Genomic DNA, 18,630 nt, shown 5'->3' with positions numbered 1-18,630 from the left:
CTACCTTAGTAGCTAGAGTGGGGTCCATGCCTGAATATCGTTTACAACCGCGCAAGGTGGGTGGCCTACTGGCCGGGGTGTCGGTCTTTGCCGCCGTCATATTGTGCGGACCCAACTTCATCTACGCAGCGCTTCCTGAAAGCGTGCGGGTGACCGAGCCCGTAGTCCTGGACATCCTGGACTTCCAGGAGGAAATCCCCGAGCTTAACTGCGAATCCAGCGCCGCCTTAGGCTCCATGGCGGAGTGGGACTGCGGCCAGGCCACGGTGAAGATGAACGCCTATACCGACATCGACGATGAAGTGCTCCTGCTACGCCGCGCCCTGCGCTTCGAGAATCTCAACAACGGGCTGCAAATTCCCAACATAGACACCTACCTGGCCGGCCAGGAGCCAATCACCGCCGGGCGCGGAGTCCTGCTCACCGACCCTGAATTGCGGGCCGCGGCCATCGCCATCCGCGGGGAGGGCGAATACGCGGACGACTACTACGTCCTCACCGTAACCGGCTCCGCCGATGCCACCACCGCCGTCGCCGCCCCCATTTGGCAGGCTGCTACCGGTGAGAAGCTGCCCGAACGGGCGCGGGAGGGCATCGGCGCCTTTGACCAGAAACAGACCGAAAGGATTTCGCTATGAGCACCACCGCCCGCGTCATTATGTGGATTTCCTTGGTACTCGGCGGCATCTCCGCGCTGTTTATCCAGGTGCCCAGCCTCCTGATAGCGCCCACGCTCAGCAGCGTCGGGCTGGTGCTGACCATTCTCTACGCCGTGGTAGTGGTCTGGGGCGTCTCACGCATGCGCATCTGGCCCAACGGCCGGTCGCGCGGCTGGGTGGCCGCCGCGCTCATCTGGGGCAGCGGCACCAGTCTCCTGCTGGTCCTCACCGGCGGCGAAGGCATTGTCCACCTAGCTGACTACGTGGGCTGGGATGACTCCCTAGCCTCCTTCGGCGGCGCGTGGCCGGAAGAAATCTCCAAGGCGCTCGGCGTGCTTATCGTCTGCTTGTCTTTTAGGCACCTCAACCGGCCGTGGCACGCCATGGTGGTAGGCATGATTGTGGGCCTGGGCTTTGAAACCCACGAGAATTTCCTCTACGGCAGCTTCGGCGCGTTTTTAGACCCGGTTTCAGACTGGACCGGGTTCTGGGTAACTTGGGGGCAAAGGCTGGTCATCGGGCCGTTTTTGCACATCGGTTTCACCGCGCTGGCCGGTTGGGGAATTGGCTGGGCGCTGTACGCGGCCGGCTGGTCCCGGCTGCGCCGCGTGGTCTACGCGCTGGGCTGGCTGACGCTGGCGTTTATATGCCACTTCCTGTGGAACTACGGCGGGTTGTCGATAAACCTCAACATCATCACGCTGGTGGCGTCCGCCGTACTGCTCTACCCCACCCTCATCTGGCTGATTATCCGCGCGCACAAGTTAGCCGCGCAGGATCCTGGATACTCCGTGGCTACGACCACCAACGTGTATCCGGGCTAGGGCATACGAAAACCCGCCGCGGTCAACCTCCATGAGGTTTGACGGCGGCGGGTTTTAGCGCCTTAAAGGCTTAACGGCGGAAGAAGCTGGCAATCAGCTGCGGCAGCCTCATCACGCCACCGGCAAAGCCAGTACCGTTCAAGATGCCGCCAAACATTGTCTTCAGCAGGACGATTCCCAGGCCGATGGCACCGATGGAACCGATAATCGACCCAAGGATGATGGGGAGTTGGTACTCCTTGATTTCATCGTGGAAATCCGGCTTGTCCGCTGGATCTTCAGGGGTCGAAGGCTTAGGAGTGGTGGTCTCCGGAGTGGTGGTCTCAGGAGCAGACGCCTCGGGAGTTGAGGTCTCAGGAGCGGAAGACTCTGGAGTGCTGGTCTCAGGAGCAGACGCCTCCGGAGTGGTGGTCTCCGGAGTGGAAGACTCTGGAGTGCTGGACTCAGGAGCAGACGCCTCCGGAGTCGTGGTTTCCGGAGCGGAAGGCTCGGGAGTGGAAGACTCTGGAGTGCTGGTCTCAGGAGTAGAAGACTCTGGAGTGCTGGTCTCAGGAGTAGAAGGCTCGGGAGTGCTGGTCTCCGGAGCGGAAGGCTCAGGCGACGGCGACTCGCAGATCTCCGGCTCAAAGGCCTTGTCCAACTTGCCCTTGTTTGCCTTGGAGTCCGCTGCGAACTGATCCTCATCCACAGACTTATCGTCTCCAACGGCGGTGACAACTAGGCTTTCAGCTTCTGCCGGTGCCTTGATCTCATCTTTGGCCTTGGTAACGAACTTCTCCGCCACGCCAAGGTTGACAACACCGAATACCGGATCCTTCAGCGCAGCCCCTTCATCAGCACCATTCCATGCCTTTAGCGCATCTAGTCCCTGAGAAAAGACCTGGTATCGACGCTCCGTCTGGTCATTGTTTTCCGAAAGCGCCCTGCGACGGGCCTCATCGGCAGGGGTCTGCAGAAGCTCCTGCGCTTTAGCGGTGACATCGGCGTCGTGCCCAATCTTAGACACATCCAAAGCCTGCGCCTCCGCATTACCCTCGTACGCCAGCAACGCTAGTGCCTGGCGAGCATTGGATAGAGCAGCATACTCATCAGCCTTCGCACGTTGGTTAGCAAGTGGGTACGGGTAAGGGGTCTTCGGGTCCAAGTAATCTTTCTCAAACGCCAAAGCGATGATTTCCCGGGCAAATGACACTGCTTCAAACTTCTTGAACTCAGCCAAGAACGCGTCGTTGACCTGAGCGCCCTCAGCAACCGCGATACGGTCCGGAGCACTCAACTCAGCAGCGCTGTCAGCAGGAACGCACTCATCATCAGTGTCGTCGGACTCAGGAGTGGAAGTTTCAGGCGTAGAAGGCTCAGGGGTTGAGGACTCAGGAGTAGAAGGCTCAGGGGTTGAGGACTCAGGAGTAGAAGGCTCAGGGGTTGAGGACTCGGGAGAGGAAGGCTCAGGAGACGGAGCAGGCGACTCGGGCGTAGAGGACTCAGGCGTAGAAGACTCAGGAGTTGAGGACTCAGGCGTAGAAGGCTCAGGCGACGGAGCAGGCGACTCGGGCGTAGAGGACTCAGGCGTAGAAGACTCAGGCGTAGAAGACTCAGGAGTAGAAGGCTCCTCTGCCTCGGTGCCGAGCGGGCCGAAAGCGGCCTCGAGTGCAGACGCGTTAGAGACGGCATCGGCGTCTGAAGTTTGCGCAGGGGAGGATACCTTCAGCTGCTTAGCCGCAACCGGCGGCAAGACCTGTTTCAGAGCTTCAGTCAACGACTCCGGCGTGGTGCCACGGTCAACAACAGCAAACGGCGCATCTTTAAGTTCGTTGCCATCACCAGCCTTCAAATCATCAATCTGCTTTTCCAAGGCCCTCACCGCAACCTCGAACACCTCCGCGCGGCGCTTTTTCTCCGCTTGCTTAGGACTAGCAGGATTAAACTGGATCAGGTTGACCAATCTCTTGGCCTTATCTTCATACTTCTTCAACAGAACGAGCGTCTTCTCCGCCTGATCAATGTTGGAGGTGAAAGCAGTAGCGTCAATATCGTAGACGTCCTCCTCGAAACCCTCCATCTTCAGGATGGCTAGAGCCAAGCGAGAGTACGCTAGATCAGCTTCCCGCTGGCTCAACCTCTCAGCTGCCTGCAGACTGTCGTCCTTATTCGCTTTCTGGACGGCGTTAGCATAGGCCTCACGTAGATCCGCGATAGCCTCGAAAGTCTTGAAGTCCGACCGGTAAGCCTGCTTGGCATCATCTGGAGTCACCCAAATACGCTCATCTTCTTCGGCGTAGTAAAGCGAGTCATCGTCTACCGGCTGATTAGGGCCTGCTGGTTCCTCCGGAGCTGGCTCCGAGCCCTCACAAGGAACGCCACCGAAAGCATTAGTCAACGCTTTCTTGTTAGCAGCCGCAACCTCGCCAATCTTTGAATCATCAATAGAGCCGTCCGACTCTTTCACAGCAACCGAAAGGTTCTCAGCCTCTGCTGGCACCTCTAGCTCCTGCTTCGCCTGGTCAACGTACTTCTGGTCAACACCCAGATTAATGACGCTGAACGGATTATCCTTTAACGCGGCACCCGCGCCAGCTGCATTCCATGTCTTCAGCGCGTCTAGACCATTGGAGAACACCTCATGTCGGCGCTCCGTCAACGGACTATTCGATTCCCAGTACGCGCTACGGGCATCCGCCGCAGCAGGACTCAGGATTTCTTCCGCCTTTACTGTGGTGTTGGCATCAACGGCAACCTTTTCGAGGTTCAACTCCTTGGCCTCGGCGTTTCCTTCGTATGCCAACAGCGCCAGAGCCTGACGTGCTTGGGCCAGACTCGCATACTTACCGGATAGCTCACGATCATCAGCGCGAACATAGGGCCACGAGGAATCTGGAGAATAATAGTCCTTATCGTAAGCCTTCTTGTACAGTTCGCGTGCGAATGACACAGCTTCAAACTTTTTGAATTCCGGTAGGAAAGCCTTGTCAATCTGAGCGTTTTCAGCAACTGCGATACGGTCGGGGGCGCTCAGCTCAGACGGTGATGTGCCAGCACCTGTAGGCACACATTCCTCGTCGGATCCTGGATTTCCAGGGGTAACGGTCTCCGACTCTGATGGCTCTGGAGCGGTGGTGGATTCTTGCGCACCATATGCCTCATCCAGCTTTGTCTTGTTAGCAGCTACAGCTGAAGCCAACTCGCCGTTATCGAAATCGCCATTGGCGGCTGCTTTTACCACCTCGAGGTCCACTGGAGGGGCAATCTTTTCCATAGTCTCGGTAATGAACCTCTCCTCATTGATACCATGGTCGTATACTGCGAAGGGCTCATCATCGATAGGGGTTCCGTAGTAGGAATTTTGTCCATTAGTTTCATCTGCGTTTAGCCAAATATCGAGACCATCTGATGCACGATCAAAGACGTAACCGCGATGTTCCTCATTCGGAACATCACTGAACTTGCTAAATTCCGACTTCGCTGCATCAATAAGCCGCTTAGCGGTCTCAATAGTCTGCCGTTCTTTACCAATCTTGGTGACATCGATCTTCTGAGCATCCTTGTTGCCTTCAAGGGCAAGAAGCAGAATCGCTTGACGAGCATCAGCAATCTGCAGTTCACGCTCAGCAGCCGTCCTCATGGCAGGAGTAATTCCCTCGCCGCTGTAATAGTTATTCTTGGTAGCTTCGTGATATACCTCGCGCATAAGAGCCACAGCTTCATAACGCTTGAAATCCGCGATGAAATCTTCATTCCGGTTCTCGGACTTAACAAAAGTGTACTTCTCCAAATCCTCATTGGATATCGTGGCAGCGGAAACTGAGGGGACGTTACCCATAAACTGCGGGACGACGATGGAGGTAGAAGCTATGGCGAGACCAGTGGTCAACGCCAGCGCACGTGCGCTTATTCGAGAGGACATAAATGTTCCTTTTCTTTGTTTTTATGGAAGCGGGACCGTGGGCCCCGCTAAGAAGAGATAGATTTAGCTGTTAGAAGCCAGCTGGGAAGTGGAAACGAGCGAATCCACGTTGCGCGGCACTAACTAGCAGTGACACCAGCCCGAGGCTTCCCAAGAGGGAGCCGAGGAGCAACACGATCTCGTGGGAGCCGAGGATTTCCTTCATGCTTCCCGTTTCAGGCTTAGGATCTTCCTGCTTGGGATCCTCCTGCTTAGGATCTTCTTGCTTGGGGTCCTCGACATTAGGATCCTCCTGCTTAGGATCCTCGACCTTGGGCTCTTCCTGCTTGGGCTCATCTGAGTCGGCAGGAGGAGTTCCATGGCCGTGGCCATGTCCGTGACCGTCGCCTGGTTTCATCGCACTGATGGCTTCATCCAGGCTTTCTTTGTTCGCTGCGGAATCAGCGACAAGCTTCTTCAAATCAACGTAGTCACCGTCTGCTTTGGTCACTGTGAGTGCCAGCGCTTCCGGAGTCGGATCAACGACCTCGACGGCCTTTTCAAACCAGCCCTCCGGGATTCCCCAATCGATTACCGCGTATGGGTCGTACTCAAGCAAAGCCCGCTTATCCTCGCCCTTTAGGATTTGGATGTAATCATTGAGCTTGCCGCTGCCTTCTTGGAATACCTGATGGCGGTAGTTCTTAGCCTTGCGGTGGGGGTCACTGTCATCGGAAGCTAGAGCCATCTTGAAGGCCTCACTCTCCGCTTCCTTGAGCAGAGGGTAAGCCTTTTCAGACTCAGCTAGGTCAAGGCCGACCTTTGCGGTGTCAATACCCTGAGCTGCCTCGTTACCCTCGTACTTGAGCAAAGCCAGACCCATGCGCGCTTTGGCGATGTAGCACGCGTACTCCGACCGCTCGTGGACGTCATAAAGCGTCCTGTAGTACTCATCAGGGGCATCAAGGTCGTAGCGCGCCTTGCGAGCTGCCGTGTGGAAGGTGTGGCGTGCCAGGGAGATAGTTTGGAAAGTCTTGAATTCCTTCCAGAATTCCTCTCCTTCCGGGGAAGGTTGAACGTAGAGGCCATGGGGCATGGCGTCGTTGGTTTCACCAACCGCCGCCGCGACCGGAACAGTTGCCGGGATGGTTGCGGTGGCAGTTGCCACCGCCAGGCTAGCGGCGATAGCGATTGCTTTGGGGCCAAAGCGGTAAGTCATAATATTTTTCCTTCTACAGAATTAGAGACCGAGGAGATGCTTGAACGGAGAGTTGAAGATGAACGCCTTCAGCGGGCCAAGCGCAAGTGCCACAATCATGCCGAGGATGCCGAATGCACCAAACGCTGCGCCGAAGCCGTAGGCCAGGGCCTTATTTTGGTCCTTATCAGCGATTGAGCTGTTGTCTTTTGGCTTTTCGCTCGGTGCGGGAGCGGGCATGCTCGGTGCCGGAGCAGGGGAAGACGGCGCTGGAGCGGGCATGCTCGGCGCTGGGGCCGGAGCCGGGTCAGACGGCGCTGGAGACGGTGCTGGAGCGGGCATGCTCGGCGCTGGAGCGGGAGCCGGGGAAGACGGCATCGTTCCACCGGTATCTGAGCCGTCGCAATCATCGGGGTCAAGCTCGCACTTGGCGGTGGACAGTTCCTTCCGGGCATCGGCAAGCGCGGCCTTCGCGGTCTCCACGGCTGCACTGTCACCAGCGGCCTCAGCTTCCTGAACCTTCTTCTCAGCCTGTTCGACCTTGCGCTTTGCTAGCTCAACGGCCGCCAGCTTCTTGAGCTCCTCAATACCCTTTCCGGCATTTTCGGAAGGCACAAAGGTGCTCAGGTTGATCAGACGACGCAGAACGTAGTGCTCGCGGTAATCCCCGCGGCCGCGGTTGAGGGTAGGCGTGTAGATGGTGCCGTCTTTACGGGCAATAACCGGGCCGTGCGCGTGCTCTTCAACTCCGCGACCGTCCGGAACGGCGGCAGTCTTAGTGATCTCGAAGGTCTCCGGATTAATCCAGGTCAGCTTGCCGGTCATACCGCTCAGGTAGACTGCCGTGCCATCGGTGTCAAAGGTGCCACCACCCCAGCCCGGGGCTTGCTCCAAGAGCTTATGAGCGACCTTGATTTCCACGTCGCGGTCGTTGTATTCCAACATCTCCGCGTAAGACGTATCTTCCCCAGGCAGTGCGTTAGCCCGGATAATACGCTTGCCGTTGGTGATGACCTGGCCGTAGTAAGTAGTTTGGTCGTGGCGGGATCCCGGCATGTATTTGGCGGCATCAGCACCCTCGGTAGCATCCGGCTTGATGGACACCATGACGTCATGGATTTCTTTCCCTTCTTCCGCATCGCTGGGATTAGAGCTTGGAACGAAGACGAAGGTGCCGTCGTCCATGGGCAGCATTTCGCGGATCTGATCATTGTCAAACCCAAAGCGGTAGGCGGTGGGCGAATATTCGCCAAGCTGCACACCAAGCAAATCGTTGGAACCCGGCAGTTCAACCACACGTGCTTCACCATTGACAAGGCTAATCATGCGAGCAGGCTTCTCATCGGCCATCGCCTTGATCCCCTCACTGGGGTCCTGCGTGATGGCTACCACCGCACCGGTCTTGGGGTGCGCGCCAAGGGCCAGGATTTCGCCGTGACCAGAGGTAACTACCTTGGGTTCACCCAGGCCAGCCACGGTGACAGGAACGGCCATGAGCTTATCGCTCTTATTGTTGGCGTAGTAGAAGGTCTTGGTTTTGGCGTCGTATGCTGCGGCACCGTAGCGGTCAATATCGCTTTCTAGGAAGTCAATTTCCTTGAGATCGGCAGACAGCAGGTAGATACCTTTCCCCGCGACGCTGGTGATGATGGAGTCGCCGGTGTCAAACAGGCGGCTGGTTTTATCAAAGTCTTCCGGGGAGTCCCAGTAGGTGGGGTGGGTGCGCAAGACGTCATTGGAAGTGATGTTTTCGCCCTCACCGTGGTAGGTGAGGTGGACTGGATCCATTCCCTCGTCCGGCTCGTAGAAGTTGGACATCATGAGGTTGCCCTCGTGGGTGATGGTGGAGGGGATTTCAGACCAATTGATCTTGTTGCCGTCCTGGTTATAGGTACCGGCCTGGGGGTAGAGGTTGACAATCTTTACCGGCTCTTCCGGCTGGTAGAACTGGCCGGTGGAGTACTGCCGGGATTTGACGGTAGCTTCCAGGTAGCTGGGCTGGTCATCGTCAATGACTACGCGGGGGTTTTCCATGGTCAGGTCCAGCGCGCACCAGTGCTTGAGCTTGTACTCCGGGTCGTTGCCGCTTTGGCCATCGCAGTACTGCTTGTAGATGACCTTGCCATCAAACTGGGCTTCAAGGCGCTTGGTTTCCTTGTCGTAGGTTTGCTCGCGGAGCTTGAAGTTAAACCCGATGGTGTCGTTGAGGGTGGCGGGTTCAGCGCCGTCTCCGACCCAGGTGTGTCCGCCCACGTACTCGTTGAAGGAGGCGCGGATGCCCCAGAACAGGTGGTCACCTTCTTCAGCAACAGCGGTGGGCGCTGCTACGGTTCCAGAAAATAGTGCTGCGGTAATTGCAAGGACTGCGGTACGGGACTTTGGGAAAGCAGAAGCCAAGAGTTCTTCTCCATCTTTTAGAGCGCCGGCAGGAAATTTACAGGGCGCGTTAATACTGACAGCTTTCTATAATAGTTTAGGGTTGCCTCACTTTGGGTAGCCTTAACTTCTGGAAGGCCATACAGAAGCATCATTTTGATCCCACAAGATGAAAAGCGCCAGCGCATTGACATAAGTCCTCAATTAAAAAATTGGAACCAACGTGATGTAGATTACCCTCGGGAAACGAAAGGATGCCCCCATTTAGTACACCCAGGTGGATGGAAAACCGCCGGGGCAATTGGACTACACTAAGCGCTATGCAGGTAACACGCCACCAAATCTTTCAAACCAGTCTTATTTCCGCACTCACCCAGGGCGTCTATGACGACGATATGACTTTGGGAGAACTACTTGGCCACGGCTCCTTCGGGCTTGGTACTTTCAACGGTCTAGACGGGGAAATGATGATTTTAGATGGGGTGTGTTACCGGCTGCGCTCCGATGGCGCGGTCACCCAGCCGGGGCTTGAGGAGAAGACGCCGTACGCGGTGGTGACTAACTTTGTCCCCCACATCACCCGCCAGTTCACCGGCCCCATGACCCGGGATGAGTTTTCCGCTGCGGTAGATGAAATCCAGTTCAGCTCCAATTACATGTACGCGCTCCGCGTCCGGGGGCGGTTCGCCTGGGCCAGCGCGCGCACGGTGGAACAGCAACGCCGCCCCTACCGCCCCATGGTGGAGGCAACCGAGAACGAGGACGTGGTGCGGCTGGAGAATTTCACCGGCACGGTGGGCGGGTTCCGTACTCCGCTGTACGAGTCCGGGATTTCGGTGGCCGGCTGCCACGCGCACGTCATCAACGAAGACCGCACATGGGGCGGCCACCTGGTGGACTTCGAGCTGGTAGAAGCCACGGTGGAGCTGTGCCTGTGCACCGACCTTAAATTGCGGCTGCCACTGACCCCGGAATTTAGCCAGGCGGACCTGGACCGGGATTTCAGCGAAGACATCAAGAAGGTGGAGCACCAGTAGCTAGTGGCCGGGAATTCCCGTCTCCACCAGCACTACGCCCACGATGATAAGGGCCACGCCCAGGATTTTCAGGCGCGTGAAACGCTCCGCGAACAGCGCGGCGGCCATAACCGCCGTGAGCGCCACGCCGGTGGCTGTCCAGATTCCGTAGGACACCCCCAGCGGCATCCCGGCGCGCAGGGACAGGCTGAGCAGGAAGAAAGACAGCACGTATCCCCCGCCCACGGGGATAAACCAGGCGCGTTTGCCGGTTCCGGCGGCCGCGCGCAGACCCAGTGTGGCGGCGACCTCACACAAGATTGCCCCTACGAGGTAGAGCCACATCATAGGTCTAGCACCTCCTCTTCCAAAGGTTCTGGGTCAGGGGATCCCAGCTCCACGCACACCACGCCCGCGATGATGACCACCATGCCAGCCACCATCTGCACGGTCATGGATTCCCCGAAGATAACGTACGCCAGGCAGGCCGTGGCCACCACGCCCACCGCGCCCCAAATGCCGTAGGCCGTGCCAACGCCCATCCCGGCGCGCAGGACCATATACAGGCAGGCAAAAGACGCGCAGTAGCCGGCCACCACCACGAGGTAGAGCCATGGGGCGCCGATGGCCCCCTTCAAGCTCAGCGAAGCAGTCACCTCCGCCGCGATAGCACAGAGCAGGAATGCCCACGCTTTCATCCGGTAAGTCCTTTCAAGTCCCGGGCGTCCAGGCCGTGCAGCGACAGCACAGCCTTGGCACCACTGGCGCCGATGCCCTCTTCATCCCAGCGCGGCAGCGCGCGGGCGGGGTCGTGCGTAGTGCCGTCCGCACGGACCACCCGCCACCACGGCAGGTCAGCGCCGTGTGTGCGCATAACCCAGCCCACGTAGCGTGGGCCCACGCCGGCCACCTTGGCCACCTCGCCGTAGGTGGTGACGTTACCGGGCGGCACGAGCCCCACCACGCGGCGCACGGCCTCCACTGCGGCTTGCTGGTTAGTTGTCTTCGGGGAGCTCAAGGCCAAATAGGTCATCCGACTCGCGGGGGTCTTCTTCCGGGGCGTCTTCCACTTCCACCAGGGTGACGGTGGCGCCGGTGGAGTCCGCCACCACGGTCAGTCGCCCGAAGGGCGACTCCATGGGCTCCTGGATGAGCTGGCCGCCTAGTTCGAGGGCTTTCTGCGCGGCGGCATCGGCATCACGCACCCCTAGGAAGGTCTGCCAGAAGCTGCCCACGCCCTCCGGGAAACGGCCGGCGGCGTTCCAAAAACCGGCAAAGGCCGCGCCGTCTTCCTCCGCGGTGGCGTACTCGAAGCCCTCACCTGTACCTTCCACCGTGCGCAGCTCCCAATTGAAAAGCTCACCGTAGAAATCCAGGGCCTGCTGAAAATCCCGCGTGACGCTGAGCTCGTGCCACACGGCGGTGCCGGGCTCCCCGGCGGCAATGAACTTATCCGGGCCACTGGGCTCAATCAGGCCAAACAGCCCGCCCGTGGGATCAGCGCATAGCGCCATGAGACCATGGTCCACCTGCTGCGGCTTGGCCAGGGTGCGCCCGCCCAGCTTCTCAGCCTTGGCCAGGTCCTCATCCACGTTGCGGGATAAGAAATAAGTCACCCACGTGTCCGGGGTCTTAGAGTCCTCCGGCTGCGGGATGAGCCCGGCCACGGGCAGACCCTGGATGCGCATGAGGCGGTAACCAGCGCCTTCTGCGCCTTCCTCAGCTTCCCAGCCCAGGACCTCGGTATAAAAGCGCGCGGAGGCATCCGCGTCTGAGGTGGTCAGGTCAATCCAGTACGGCATTCCTACTTCGGCTTCAAAAGCGGGCATGGTGGCTCCTTTGATTCGTGGTTTTCCCTATTGTCCCACCAACGCGGGCTTTAAGCACACCGCACTATGCTGGCGGGTATGACCGTAACGCGCGAAGACGCCAACCAGTACCTGCGTAACCTCACCGGCAACCCGGACAGCGCCCTCTACGACGACCAGTGGGAGGCAATCGACCTCCTAGTCAACGCCCGCGGCCGCCTGGTGGTGGTGCAAAAGACGGGTTGGGGCAAGTCCGCCGTCTACTTCATTGCCGCCAAGCTGCTGCGCGGGCAGGGCTTTGGCCCGGCGGTCATTGTTTCCCCGCTGCTGGCCCTTATGCGCAACCAGGTGGACGCTGCCGCGCGGGCCGGCATCCGTGCCGTGACGCTCAATAGCTCCAACGTCACGGAGTGGGACGCTATTACCCGGGATATCGAGGCCGGTGAGGTGGACGTGCTGCTGGTATCCCCGGAGCGGCTGAACAACCCGGACTTCCAGGCCAACGTGCTGCCCGGCCTGGCGCGCTCTGCGGCCATGCTGGTTATCGATGAAGCGCACTGTATCTCCGACTGGGGCCACGACTTCCGCCCGGACTACCGCCGCATCAAAGACCTGTTGGCGGGCCTGGCACCCAGCACGCCGGTGCTGGCCACCACCGCCACGGCCAACGACCGCGTGATTGCGGACATCCACGCCCAGCTGGGTGAGCACACCCGCGTGCTGCGCGGGTCTTTGGAGCGGCCCTCCCTGCACCTCAACGTGGTCCAGCTGCCGGATTCCACGCAGCGCGCAGCCTGGATTGCCAGCCGCCTGGGCAAGCTACCGGGCTCCGGCATCATTTACTGCCTGACTGTCCCCGCAGCCGAGGAGCTGGCCCAAGCCCTAGCCGCCGCCAACTTCCCGGTGGCCGCCTACACCGGCCGCACGGATGCCGCAGAACGCGAGGAGCTCGAACAACAGCTGCTGCGCAACGAACTCAAGGCGCTGGTGGCCACCTCCGCCCTAGGAATGGGCTTCGATAAACCCGACCTGGGCTTTGTCATCCACTTTGGCGCGCCCAGCTCCCCCGTCTCCTACTACCAGCACATTGGCCGCGCGGGCCGTGGCACGGACCACGCGGAGGTCATCTTGCTCCCCGGCGCGGAGGACAAGAACATCTGGGAGTACTTTGCCCGCTCCTCCTTCCCACCGCCGGAAACAGTCGCAGCGCTCCTGGACGCACTCAACACCGCCGATGGCCCCCTTTCCACGCCCAAGCTGGAAACCTACGTCTCCATCAGCCGCAGTCGGATTGACCAGGCACTCAAGGTCCTGGATGTGGAAGGCGCGGTCAACCGCGTGCGCGGCGGTTGGGAAGCAACCGGTGAGCCCTGGCACTACGACGCCGAACGCTACGAGAAGCTGGCGGCGCTCAAGGCCCAGGAGGAACAGGCCATGCTGGACTACGTCGCGCTGGATTCCTGCCGGGAGCAGTTCCTGCGGCAGCAGCTCGATGACCCCTCCGCGCTGGGCCCGTGTGGGCGCTGCGATAACTGCCGGGGTGAGCACCTTTCCACCGACGTGAACCTGGCCATGTCCGCCGCCGTGGACAAGGCCGCCAGCACCCCGGGCGTGGAGATCAACGTACGCAAACGCTGGCCTAACGGCGTGGCTTACAAGGGCGCTATTAAGGGCCTGACCAGCATCCGCGCGCTAGGCCGGCTCAATTCCATTACCACCGGGCCGCTGCTTGGCCGCGTTCTGGGCGAGCAAACCTGGCGGCCCACCGAGCCGTGGACTTCCGACCCCATCCTCAGCCTGGCCGTGGACGTGTTAAAGAACTGGGGTTGGGACAACCGGCCGGTCACCGTGGTGGCGCTGGGCACCACGGATCAAGAAACCACCGACATGGTCACCGCCTTCGCTCAAGCCCTGGCCCAGATTGGCCGCATGGACTTTGCCGGCACCATCCCCGTGCACCCCGGCGCGGCGGAAGTCACCGCCCAAAACTCCACCTTCCGCGTGCGCGCCCTGGACAACCACTGGGACTTCAGCGGCGCCCCGCAGCTTGCCGGCCCCATCCTACTTGTTACCGATGTAGTGGACACCAGCTGGTCACTGACCGTTGCCGCCCACCACCTGCACGCCACCACCGGCGCGGAAATCCTGGGATTGGCCATGGCCAGCCAGGCCTAAGCCCGGCAAGCAGCGCGCAACAGCACCAGGCAACCGGCGCTTGCCGTTGACTCCCGGTTACTTCCGTGCAACAATGACACCCATAAAGCGGGTTTTCCCCCGCAAAAAACAGGCAACGGGCTCTTCCTTCGCGGGAGGGCCCGCCCTTCTTTTTCAGCACCATCCGCTAACGCACCTAGTTTTTAAAAAATTTGAAGACCTTGTCCAGGGGCCCTGTCAGACGCACGGGGTCTCGCGTTAAACGTTTTTATCACCCCCATTTATAGTGAATCAAGGAAAAATCAAAACTAATACCCTTGTAGTAGAACGTCCGATAAGCAACACTGGTCCTATATAGTCCACTGTTTCCATAGTTTCCACACACCTGCAAAAAGGGATAGGAGTCGGTATGAGCACCCCGTTAATTAATTTCATTTCCCCCGAAGACGCTCGAGCCGAACTCGAAAAATTAGAATCCATCATTGGCGGGGACTTGGAAGAATTCGAGAGGCGAGCTTACCGCTACGAATTAACTGCCACCGAACGAGCTACATGGGATCGGATCCAGGATTTAAGGTGGCTGCTCGATATTGACTAATGGTGAGCTTAACAAGCTGGTAGGCGAATTCACCAACAAGCTTTCCGACTCACTGGAAGCTTTCACTGGCAAACAATACTATTTCGATCCATTGTCCACCCGGGACAAGATTGTAGTTAGACTACGCCTCTCCGATGACGGGAAACCAGGAGCCGTATTGCTACACAGTCAAGGAAAGCGAATTCTTGGACTTCAGCTGGAGTACTGGTGCCGCTGGGACTCAACGAACTCGTACCTGGCAGTCGAGAAATCAAGCTTTTCGGTTTTTCCTTATGGAAAAGTGGAGGGGACACCCCTATTCCGCGTTGATTACGACCGGAGAAACACCAAACAACCCAGCTCACACATCCACATTCACGGCCACCGCGACGAATTTACTCATCTTCTTGGGTTTACAACGAAAGTCTCCCCAGACAACTCGTCGAAGGTGAAGAAATACTTCGACACAATTCCGCTTATCTCCAACTTTCACTTTCCGACGGGTGGGCATCGGTTCCGCCCTTGTCTCGAAGATGTGCTGGAAACCCTCCGGATTGAGTTCAACCTCGATGTTGACAACAATAGATGGAGTACGCAGTTAAAAAAGGCCCGACTACGTTGGCGTGAAATCCAGACAGCTGCGGTGGTGCGCGACTGCCCTCAAGCAGCTTTTCAGGTGCTTACGGAAGAACTAGGCATGCCCGTTCCCGAAGGATGGGAATGCCCACAAAATAACCAAGACAAAATCTTGCGGAATTAGAAAAATCTCCAGGGTTCAGCGCATGGCTGCAGCCGGGGATCTAAAAAGAGGGTTAACTGGCTCTTCCTTCGTGGGAAGGCCCGCCCATTCTTTTTCTACCCCGGCGCCTGGGGGTTAACGGACAAAAAGGGGATGCGGCCATAATCATGGACTACCATGCAGTTGTTCTTTTACCTATTGCAAAGATCTATTACAAGCGGTCTTTAAGGACATAAGCAAAATCCTTAAGTAGTCGGTTTTGGGTGACTAGAACTACGTTAAGGAGGTTGTTTTTAACTTTGGGGGAAGTAACCGGGCAAACCGTTGCAGCTCCACCAGCACCACCCCAGCAAGAAGAAACTACACCCAAACTCCCACTGGAACGTTTTTCGTGTCGCTAGCTGTAAGCCCTAACCTGTCGCTCAAGAGCAGATTCGAGAATTCTCTTGTTATTTACTCCCCCAGCAATCCAAGGGGGATGCAGGCTACCCCATCTTGGCGCCGGTATGCGTGCGCACCGCTGTAGATAACTACGACATCACGGACGTCCTCTCCCACTTCGTTTTTGAACCACAGAAGTTGAGTCACGTCTTTGTCCTCTACAAAATTGGCTGATTTCACCTCCAGCCCAACGTGGTAACCTTCCTTGTCGGTTACCACCAGATCCACCTCGTTCCTGCCGCCGTGGGTTCGCAGGTGCCGGACCTTAGATCCGGTGGCAGTGGCTGCAGCCCGTACCGTCAGAGTCGCGAGAGCTTCGAACATGGGCCCAAGCATGTGCGACCCCCTTGGCGTCAGCAGATCCCTGCCCTGCAAGTCCAGAAGGCGCATAGCAAGCGCAGGGTCAACCAGGTGATGCTTGGGGGTCTGAGTCACTTCTTTGAGGGGATTCCGCCCGCTATGCCAGGCTGGCAGTGGATCCAGCACCCAAATCCTTTGGAGAAGATCCCGGAAACGCCGGTTTGTCTCACGCGAAAGTTGCGCGCCGTCAGATCCCGAAGTGGAGTTGATGATTTTGCTGTAACTGGTAGTAGTTGATGTTGCCGCTGCATAAGCCCTCATCCACCGGTGGAAAGTCTCCGGTGACCGCAAAGATTCGCCCAAAGATGGAAGGTCGCGGTCAACGATCCTGGTTAGGTAGGAATCCAGAAATTCCATCCGCCATTCCCATGGAGCTTCAATGAGAGCTGGAAAGCCGCTGCCGGCGATTTCCTGGCAGTAATCCCCAATAGTCTTCCCGGTGCTACCGCTAATTTGCGCGCCTCCTTGCTGCAACTGCCTGAGGGCGACGGTAGGGGTTTCGAAAATCCGCTCATGAAGTCCCATGGGCCGCATGTGGACCGAGTAAATTCGGCCCGCCCCGGTGTGGGTTCCGTTATCCGGCAATGGGCTTGCGCTTCCCGTGATGAGGAAGCGTCCGGGTTTCTCACCGCTGTCCACCCGGCGCCGTACGGAGTTCCACACCTGGGGCAAGTTTTGCCATTCGTCGAGCAGGATAGTTCCCTCCGGAAGGGAGGTCAGGTCAATATCCGCTTCTAAAGGTGCCCTATCGGAAGGCGAGTCCAAGAAATAGGAAAAGTCTGCACGCCGGGAGCAAGTTTCAGTCTTTCCAGTTGCCCGGGCTCCGTCCACGCATACGGCAGCCGCGAATTCTGTGAAGAAATCAAGGTGCCTGTCTATGGAGCGCGGTAAATAAGTCATTTGCTCATTTTACCAGGTAGATCCGTAAAGCCATCCGGCACCACGAAAAACCTGCCAATTTCTGCGGGTTTAACCTGCCAATTTCTGCGGGTTTAACCTGCCAATTCCGAACCAAGGGTTCTCAGGGGTTCCCAGCCTGCTCTGGAAGCAGTCTCAGGACGCCCGGACGCGGGAGAACCTCAACGATGTGAAACCCGTGCACAGTTTGCCAATCGACACATTAAGGTTTTCACCTAGCGACACGAAACCCTTCCAGCAGGCCCCACGTGATAGTGCGCAATACCAATACCCCCTCCCCGACTCTGCTACGCGGCCCAGCGAAGACATGCCCGCAAGAGACTCGGCCATAGATATTTATCTCGAACCGAGTCGCGGTAAAAATTTGGTAGCGTACGATAGACGGTCAAGAAAGAAAAGACAAGGTCCCTTGCTACGAGCAAAAAATCTACAGGACAACTTGTGCCTGCAGGCCTTTCCTATCGCGGGCGATTGGAATAAACGTTTGCGACCGTACTTTTTCCCAAGAGCCATTGCGGGTTAAGGATCGTACGTGATGTTTTAGAGCCGCTAGGATTGACAAGTATGCCTCCTAACCCGAACAAAAAGAACTACCGTCTGGCAGACATGAGTATGCCGCCGGACGAGGCGGTACCGTACCCAGATCCGGACGAAACCGCCGATTTTCGCACTGACCGAATCGAAATGGCTGAGTTAGGAACTATCCTGCACGTTCGAGAATGGCAGGGTCAGGACGGGTTGGTGGAACAATTCGCACTCATGCTCAACGTTACGCCCGCTCATGCAGCGTATAGCCGCTGCCAGAAACTCAAAGGCGAGCAACCTAACTTTGAGCAGGTGAGGCGCACCGATACGTGGCATAGCTCTGTTCACAGTCATCAGTATTTCATTGACTGTAGTGACAGTGACCGGTACGTCCACGAGCACCTAAGCGGGGGTGTCGAGGAAGAGAAATCTCGCCGGGTTGTTCACGGAACGTTCCAAGAGCACTACTATAAGATGTTGTATCCGTTCGACTATCTGGAATGTTGGGAGGCAGGTAAACCATGAACGAAAAGCAAAAGCGGAACTACCGCGCACGCATGGCGGTTGCGCAGCTGTTCCGTTCTTTCCTTGACCAAGGCGGCGAACGCGCCCGCTTACTAGAACGGCTAGGCGTTGAGACCCTGCCTGTTATCATTCCAGCGCTGGGTAGTACTTTGGCATCTCACATTCGAGAAGCGGCCACCCGCCATTTCGAGGCAGGCGAAGAGCACGTAATTGTCCCGGTTTGCTTGCCGGGCCGTAGCCCCAACGCCCTTAAGCTATCCGTACTTGTTGTTTCAACACGTGCTGCTAAGACATTCTGGCAGCTGGATATGAACGATCTCCACGACAGTGTTGAAATGGCACAGGTCGTTGAGGCACTCGACGCTAGCAAGAAGTGGGATGTGGAAGAACTCGACTCCCGGCAGCAACAAGAGTTAAAGGACTTGGCGGCCTCGGCTTAACCGGCAAAACACCCTCGCGCGCTGTAGATAGTCAGCCAAGGCGGGTATACCGAAAAACGAAAGCGGTGAAGGCTCCCGTCACCATTCCAGCAGGCGGCCAATCCGGGTACTTACCCGCGCCCCTTACCTGAACAGACCACCTTCGCCCGGGACCTTGCGCATGCTGGAACCGGGTAACCTTTCTCAATTC

The 18,630-nt window shown here is 58.0% G+C and carries 16 protein-coding genes; 8 read left to right on the top strand and 8 right to left on the bottom strand.

Features of this window, described 5'->3' with window-relative positions; translation table 11 throughout:
- Positions 1–26 precede the first annotated feature (26 nt).
- Positions 27–638: a hypothetical protein gene (locus F4V58_RS00140; RefSeq protein WP_075732324.1), complete on the top strand. Its 612-nt coding sequence runs from the start codon at positions 27–29 to the stop codon at positions 636–638.
- Complete coding sequence (locus tag F4V58_RS00135) at positions 635–1,483, top strand: PrsW family intramembrane metalloprotease (protein ID WP_075732322.1); 849 nt, start codon at positions 635–637, stop codon at positions 1,481–1,483. Before F4V58_RS00140 ends, F4V58_RS00135 begins: the two co-directional genes overlap by 4 nt.
- Positions 1,484–1,553: 70 nt before the next feature.
- Here F4V58_RS00135 and F4V58_RS12635 read toward each other — a convergent pair whose 3' ends face one another.
- From F4V58_RS12635 to F4V58_RS00115, 3 genes are all read right to left on the bottom strand, one after another.
- Entirely contained in the window at positions 1,554–5,384 is a 3,831-nt protein-coding gene (locus F4V58_RS12635) for a hypothetical protein (protein WP_211272759.1), read from the bottom strand.
- Positions 5,385–5,454: 70 nt separating this feature from the next.
- On the bottom strand, positions 5,455–6,582 hold the full coding sequence (locus tag F4V58_RS00120; protein WP_075732320.1) for a hypothetical protein: 1,128 nt from the start codon (positions 6,580–6,582) through the stop codon (positions 5,455–5,457).
- Positions 6,583–6,603: 21 nt separating this feature from the next.
- Positions 6,604–8,958, bottom strand: coding sequence for an HtaA domain-containing protein (locus F4V58_RS00115; protein ID WP_075732318.1), 2,355 nt, complete (start codon positions 8,956–8,958; stop codon positions 6,604–6,606).
- Positions 8,959–9,257: 299 nt separating this feature from the next.
- On the opposite strand from F4V58_RS00115, the gene budA reads away from it, so the two are divergent.
- Positions 9,258–9,974 (top strand): acetolactate decarboxylase, encoded by a 717-nt coding sequence (gene budA / locus F4V58_RS00110; protein WP_075736298.1) that lies wholly within the window; start codon positions 9,258–9,260, stop codon positions 9,972–9,974.
- On the opposite strand, the gene F4V58_RS00105 is transcribed toward budA, so the two are convergent.
- Genes F4V58_RS00105 through F4V58_RS00090 form a run of 4 tightly spaced genes read right to left on the bottom strand, consistent with a single transcriptional unit; the run spans position 9,975 to position 11,782 of the window.
- On the bottom strand, positions 9,975–10,301 hold the full coding sequence (locus F4V58_RS00105; RefSeq protein WP_150385639.1) for a DMT family transporter: 327 nt from the start codon (positions 10,299–10,301) through the stop codon (positions 9,975–9,977). It lies immediately after the preceding gene.
- Positions 10,298–10,651 carry a DMT family transporter gene (locus F4V58_RS00100; RefSeq protein WP_075732316.1) on the bottom strand — a complete coding sequence of 118 codons (354 nt, stop codon included), beginning with the start codon at positions 10,649–10,651 and terminating at the stop codon, positions 10,298–10,300. Before F4V58_RS00100 ends, F4V58_RS00105 begins: the two co-directional genes overlap by 4 nt.
- Complete coding sequence (locus F4V58_RS00095) at positions 10,648–10,971, bottom strand: MGMT family protein (RefSeq protein WP_245803002.1); 324 nt, start codon at positions 10,969–10,971, stop codon at positions 10,648–10,650. Before F4V58_RS00095 ends, F4V58_RS00100 begins: the two co-directional genes overlap by 4 nt.
- Complete coding sequence (locus F4V58_RS00090) at positions 10,949–11,782, bottom strand: VOC family protein (RefSeq protein ID WP_075732312.1); 834 nt, start codon at positions 11,780–11,782, stop codon at positions 10,949–10,951. Before F4V58_RS00090 ends, F4V58_RS00095 begins: the two co-directional genes overlap by 23 nt.
- A 78-nt stretch (positions 11,783–11,860) precedes the next feature.
- Between F4V58_RS00090 and F4V58_RS00085 the strand changes: the two genes are divergently transcribed.
- The 3 genes from F4V58_RS00085 to F4V58_RS00075 all read left to right on the top strand — a co-directional run bounded on the left by F4V58_RS00085 (position 11,861) and on the right by F4V58_RS00075 (position 15,252).
- Positions 11,861–13,936, top strand: coding sequence for a RecQ family ATP-dependent DNA helicase (locus F4V58_RS00085; RefSeq protein ID WP_075736294.1), 2,076 nt, complete (start codon positions 11,861–11,863; stop codon positions 13,934–13,936).
- Positions 13,937–14,324: 388 nt separating this feature from the next.
- Positions 14,325–14,513, top strand: coding sequence for a hypothetical protein (locus tag F4V58_RS00080; RefSeq protein WP_075732311.1), 189 nt, complete (start codon positions 14,325–14,327; stop codon positions 14,511–14,513).
- On the top strand, positions 14,506–15,252 hold the full coding sequence (locus tag F4V58_RS00075) for a hypothetical protein (RefSeq protein ID WP_075732309.1): 747 nt from the start codon (positions 14,506–14,508) through the stop codon (positions 15,250–15,252). Before F4V58_RS00080 ends, F4V58_RS00075 begins: the two co-directional genes overlap by 8 nt.
- Positions 15,253–15,684: 432 nt before the next feature.
- On the opposite strand, the gene F4V58_RS00070 is transcribed toward F4V58_RS00075, so the two are convergent.
- Positions 15,685–16,932 (bottom strand): ATP-binding protein, encoded by a 1,248-nt coding sequence (locus F4V58_RS00070; RefSeq protein ID WP_075732307.1) that lies wholly within the window; start codon positions 16,930–16,932, stop codon positions 15,685–15,687.
- A 582-nt stretch (positions 16,933–17,514) separates the two neighbouring features.
- Here F4V58_RS00070 and F4V58_RS00065 point away from each other — a divergent pair.
- Positions 17,515–18,000 (top strand): hypothetical protein, encoded by a 486-nt coding sequence (locus F4V58_RS00065; protein ID WP_075732305.1) that lies wholly within the window; start codon positions 17,515–17,517, stop codon positions 17,998–18,000.
- Entirely contained in the window at positions 17,997–18,440 is a 444-nt protein-coding gene (locus F4V58_RS00060; RefSeq protein ID WP_075732303.1) for a hypothetical protein, read from the top strand. Before F4V58_RS00065 ends, F4V58_RS00060 begins: the two co-directional genes overlap by 4 nt.
- The last annotated feature ends 190 nt before the right edge of the window (positions 18,441–18,630 follow it).

It is taken from the genome of Corynebacterium phocae (genome assembly GCF_008693075.1).
Taxonomy (GTDB): Bacteria; Actinomycetota; Actinomycetes; order Mycobacteriales; family Mycobacteriaceae; genus Corynebacterium; species Corynebacterium phocae.
Note: the sequence above shows the minus strand (reverse complement) of the source record. Positions and strands in the feature narration are given on the sequence as shown.

What these genes read in the sequence shown, in the direction of transcription:
- F4V58_RS00060 (WP_075732303.1), top strand. Translation starts at nt 17,997, where the DNA reads ATGAACGAAAAGCAAAAGCGGAACTACCGCGCACGCATGGCGGTTGCG.
- F4V58_RS00065 (WP_075732305.1), top strand. Translation starts at nt 17,515, where the DNA reads ATGCCTCCTAACCCGAACAAAAAGAACTACCGTCTGGCAGACATGAGT.
- F4V58_RS12635 (WP_211272759.1), bottom strand. Translation starts at nt 5,384, where the DNA reads ATGTCCTCTCGAATAAGCGCACGTGCGCTGGCGTTGACCACTGGTCTC.
- F4V58_RS00140 (WP_075732324.1), top strand. Translation starts at nt 27, where the DNA reads ATGCCTGAATATCGTTTACAACCGCGCAAGGTGGGTGGCCTACTGGCC.
- F4V58_RS00100 (WP_075732316.1), bottom strand. Translation starts at nt 10,651, where the DNA reads ATGAAAGCGTGGGCATTCCTGCTCTGTGCTATCGCGGCGGAGGTGACT.
- F4V58_RS00120 (WP_075732320.1), bottom strand. Translation starts at nt 6,582, where the DNA reads ATGACTTACCGCTTTGGCCCCAAAGCAATCGCTATCGCCGCTAGCCTG.
- F4V58_RS00105 (WP_150385639.1), bottom strand. Translation starts at nt 10,301, where the DNA reads ATGATGTGGCTCTACCTCGTAGGGGCAATCTTGTGTGAGGTCGCCGCC.
- F4V58_RS00070 (WP_075732307.1), bottom strand. Translation starts at nt 16,932, where the DNA reads ATGACTTATTTACCGCGCTCCATAGACAGGCACCTTGATTTCTTCACA.
- F4V58_RS00135 (WP_075732322.1), top strand. Translation starts at nt 635, where the DNA reads ATGAGCACCACCGCCCGCGTCATTATGTGGATTTCCTTGGTACTCGGC.
- budA (WP_075736298.1), top strand. Translation starts at nt 9,258, where the DNA reads ATGCAGGTAACACGCCACCAAATCTTTCAAACCAGTCTTATTTCCGCA.
- F4V58_RS00080 (WP_075732311.1), top strand. Translation starts at nt 14,325, where the DNA reads ATGAGCACCCCGTTAATTAATTTCATTTCCCCCGAAGACGCTCGAGCC.
- F4V58_RS00090 (WP_075732312.1), bottom strand. Translation starts at nt 11,782, where the DNA reads ATGCCCGCTTTTGAAGCCGAAGTAGGAATGCCGTACTGGATTGACCTG.
- F4V58_RS00085 (WP_075736294.1), top strand. Translation starts at nt 11,861, where the DNA reads ATGACCGTAACGCGCGAAGACGCCAACCAGTACCTGCGTAACCTCACC.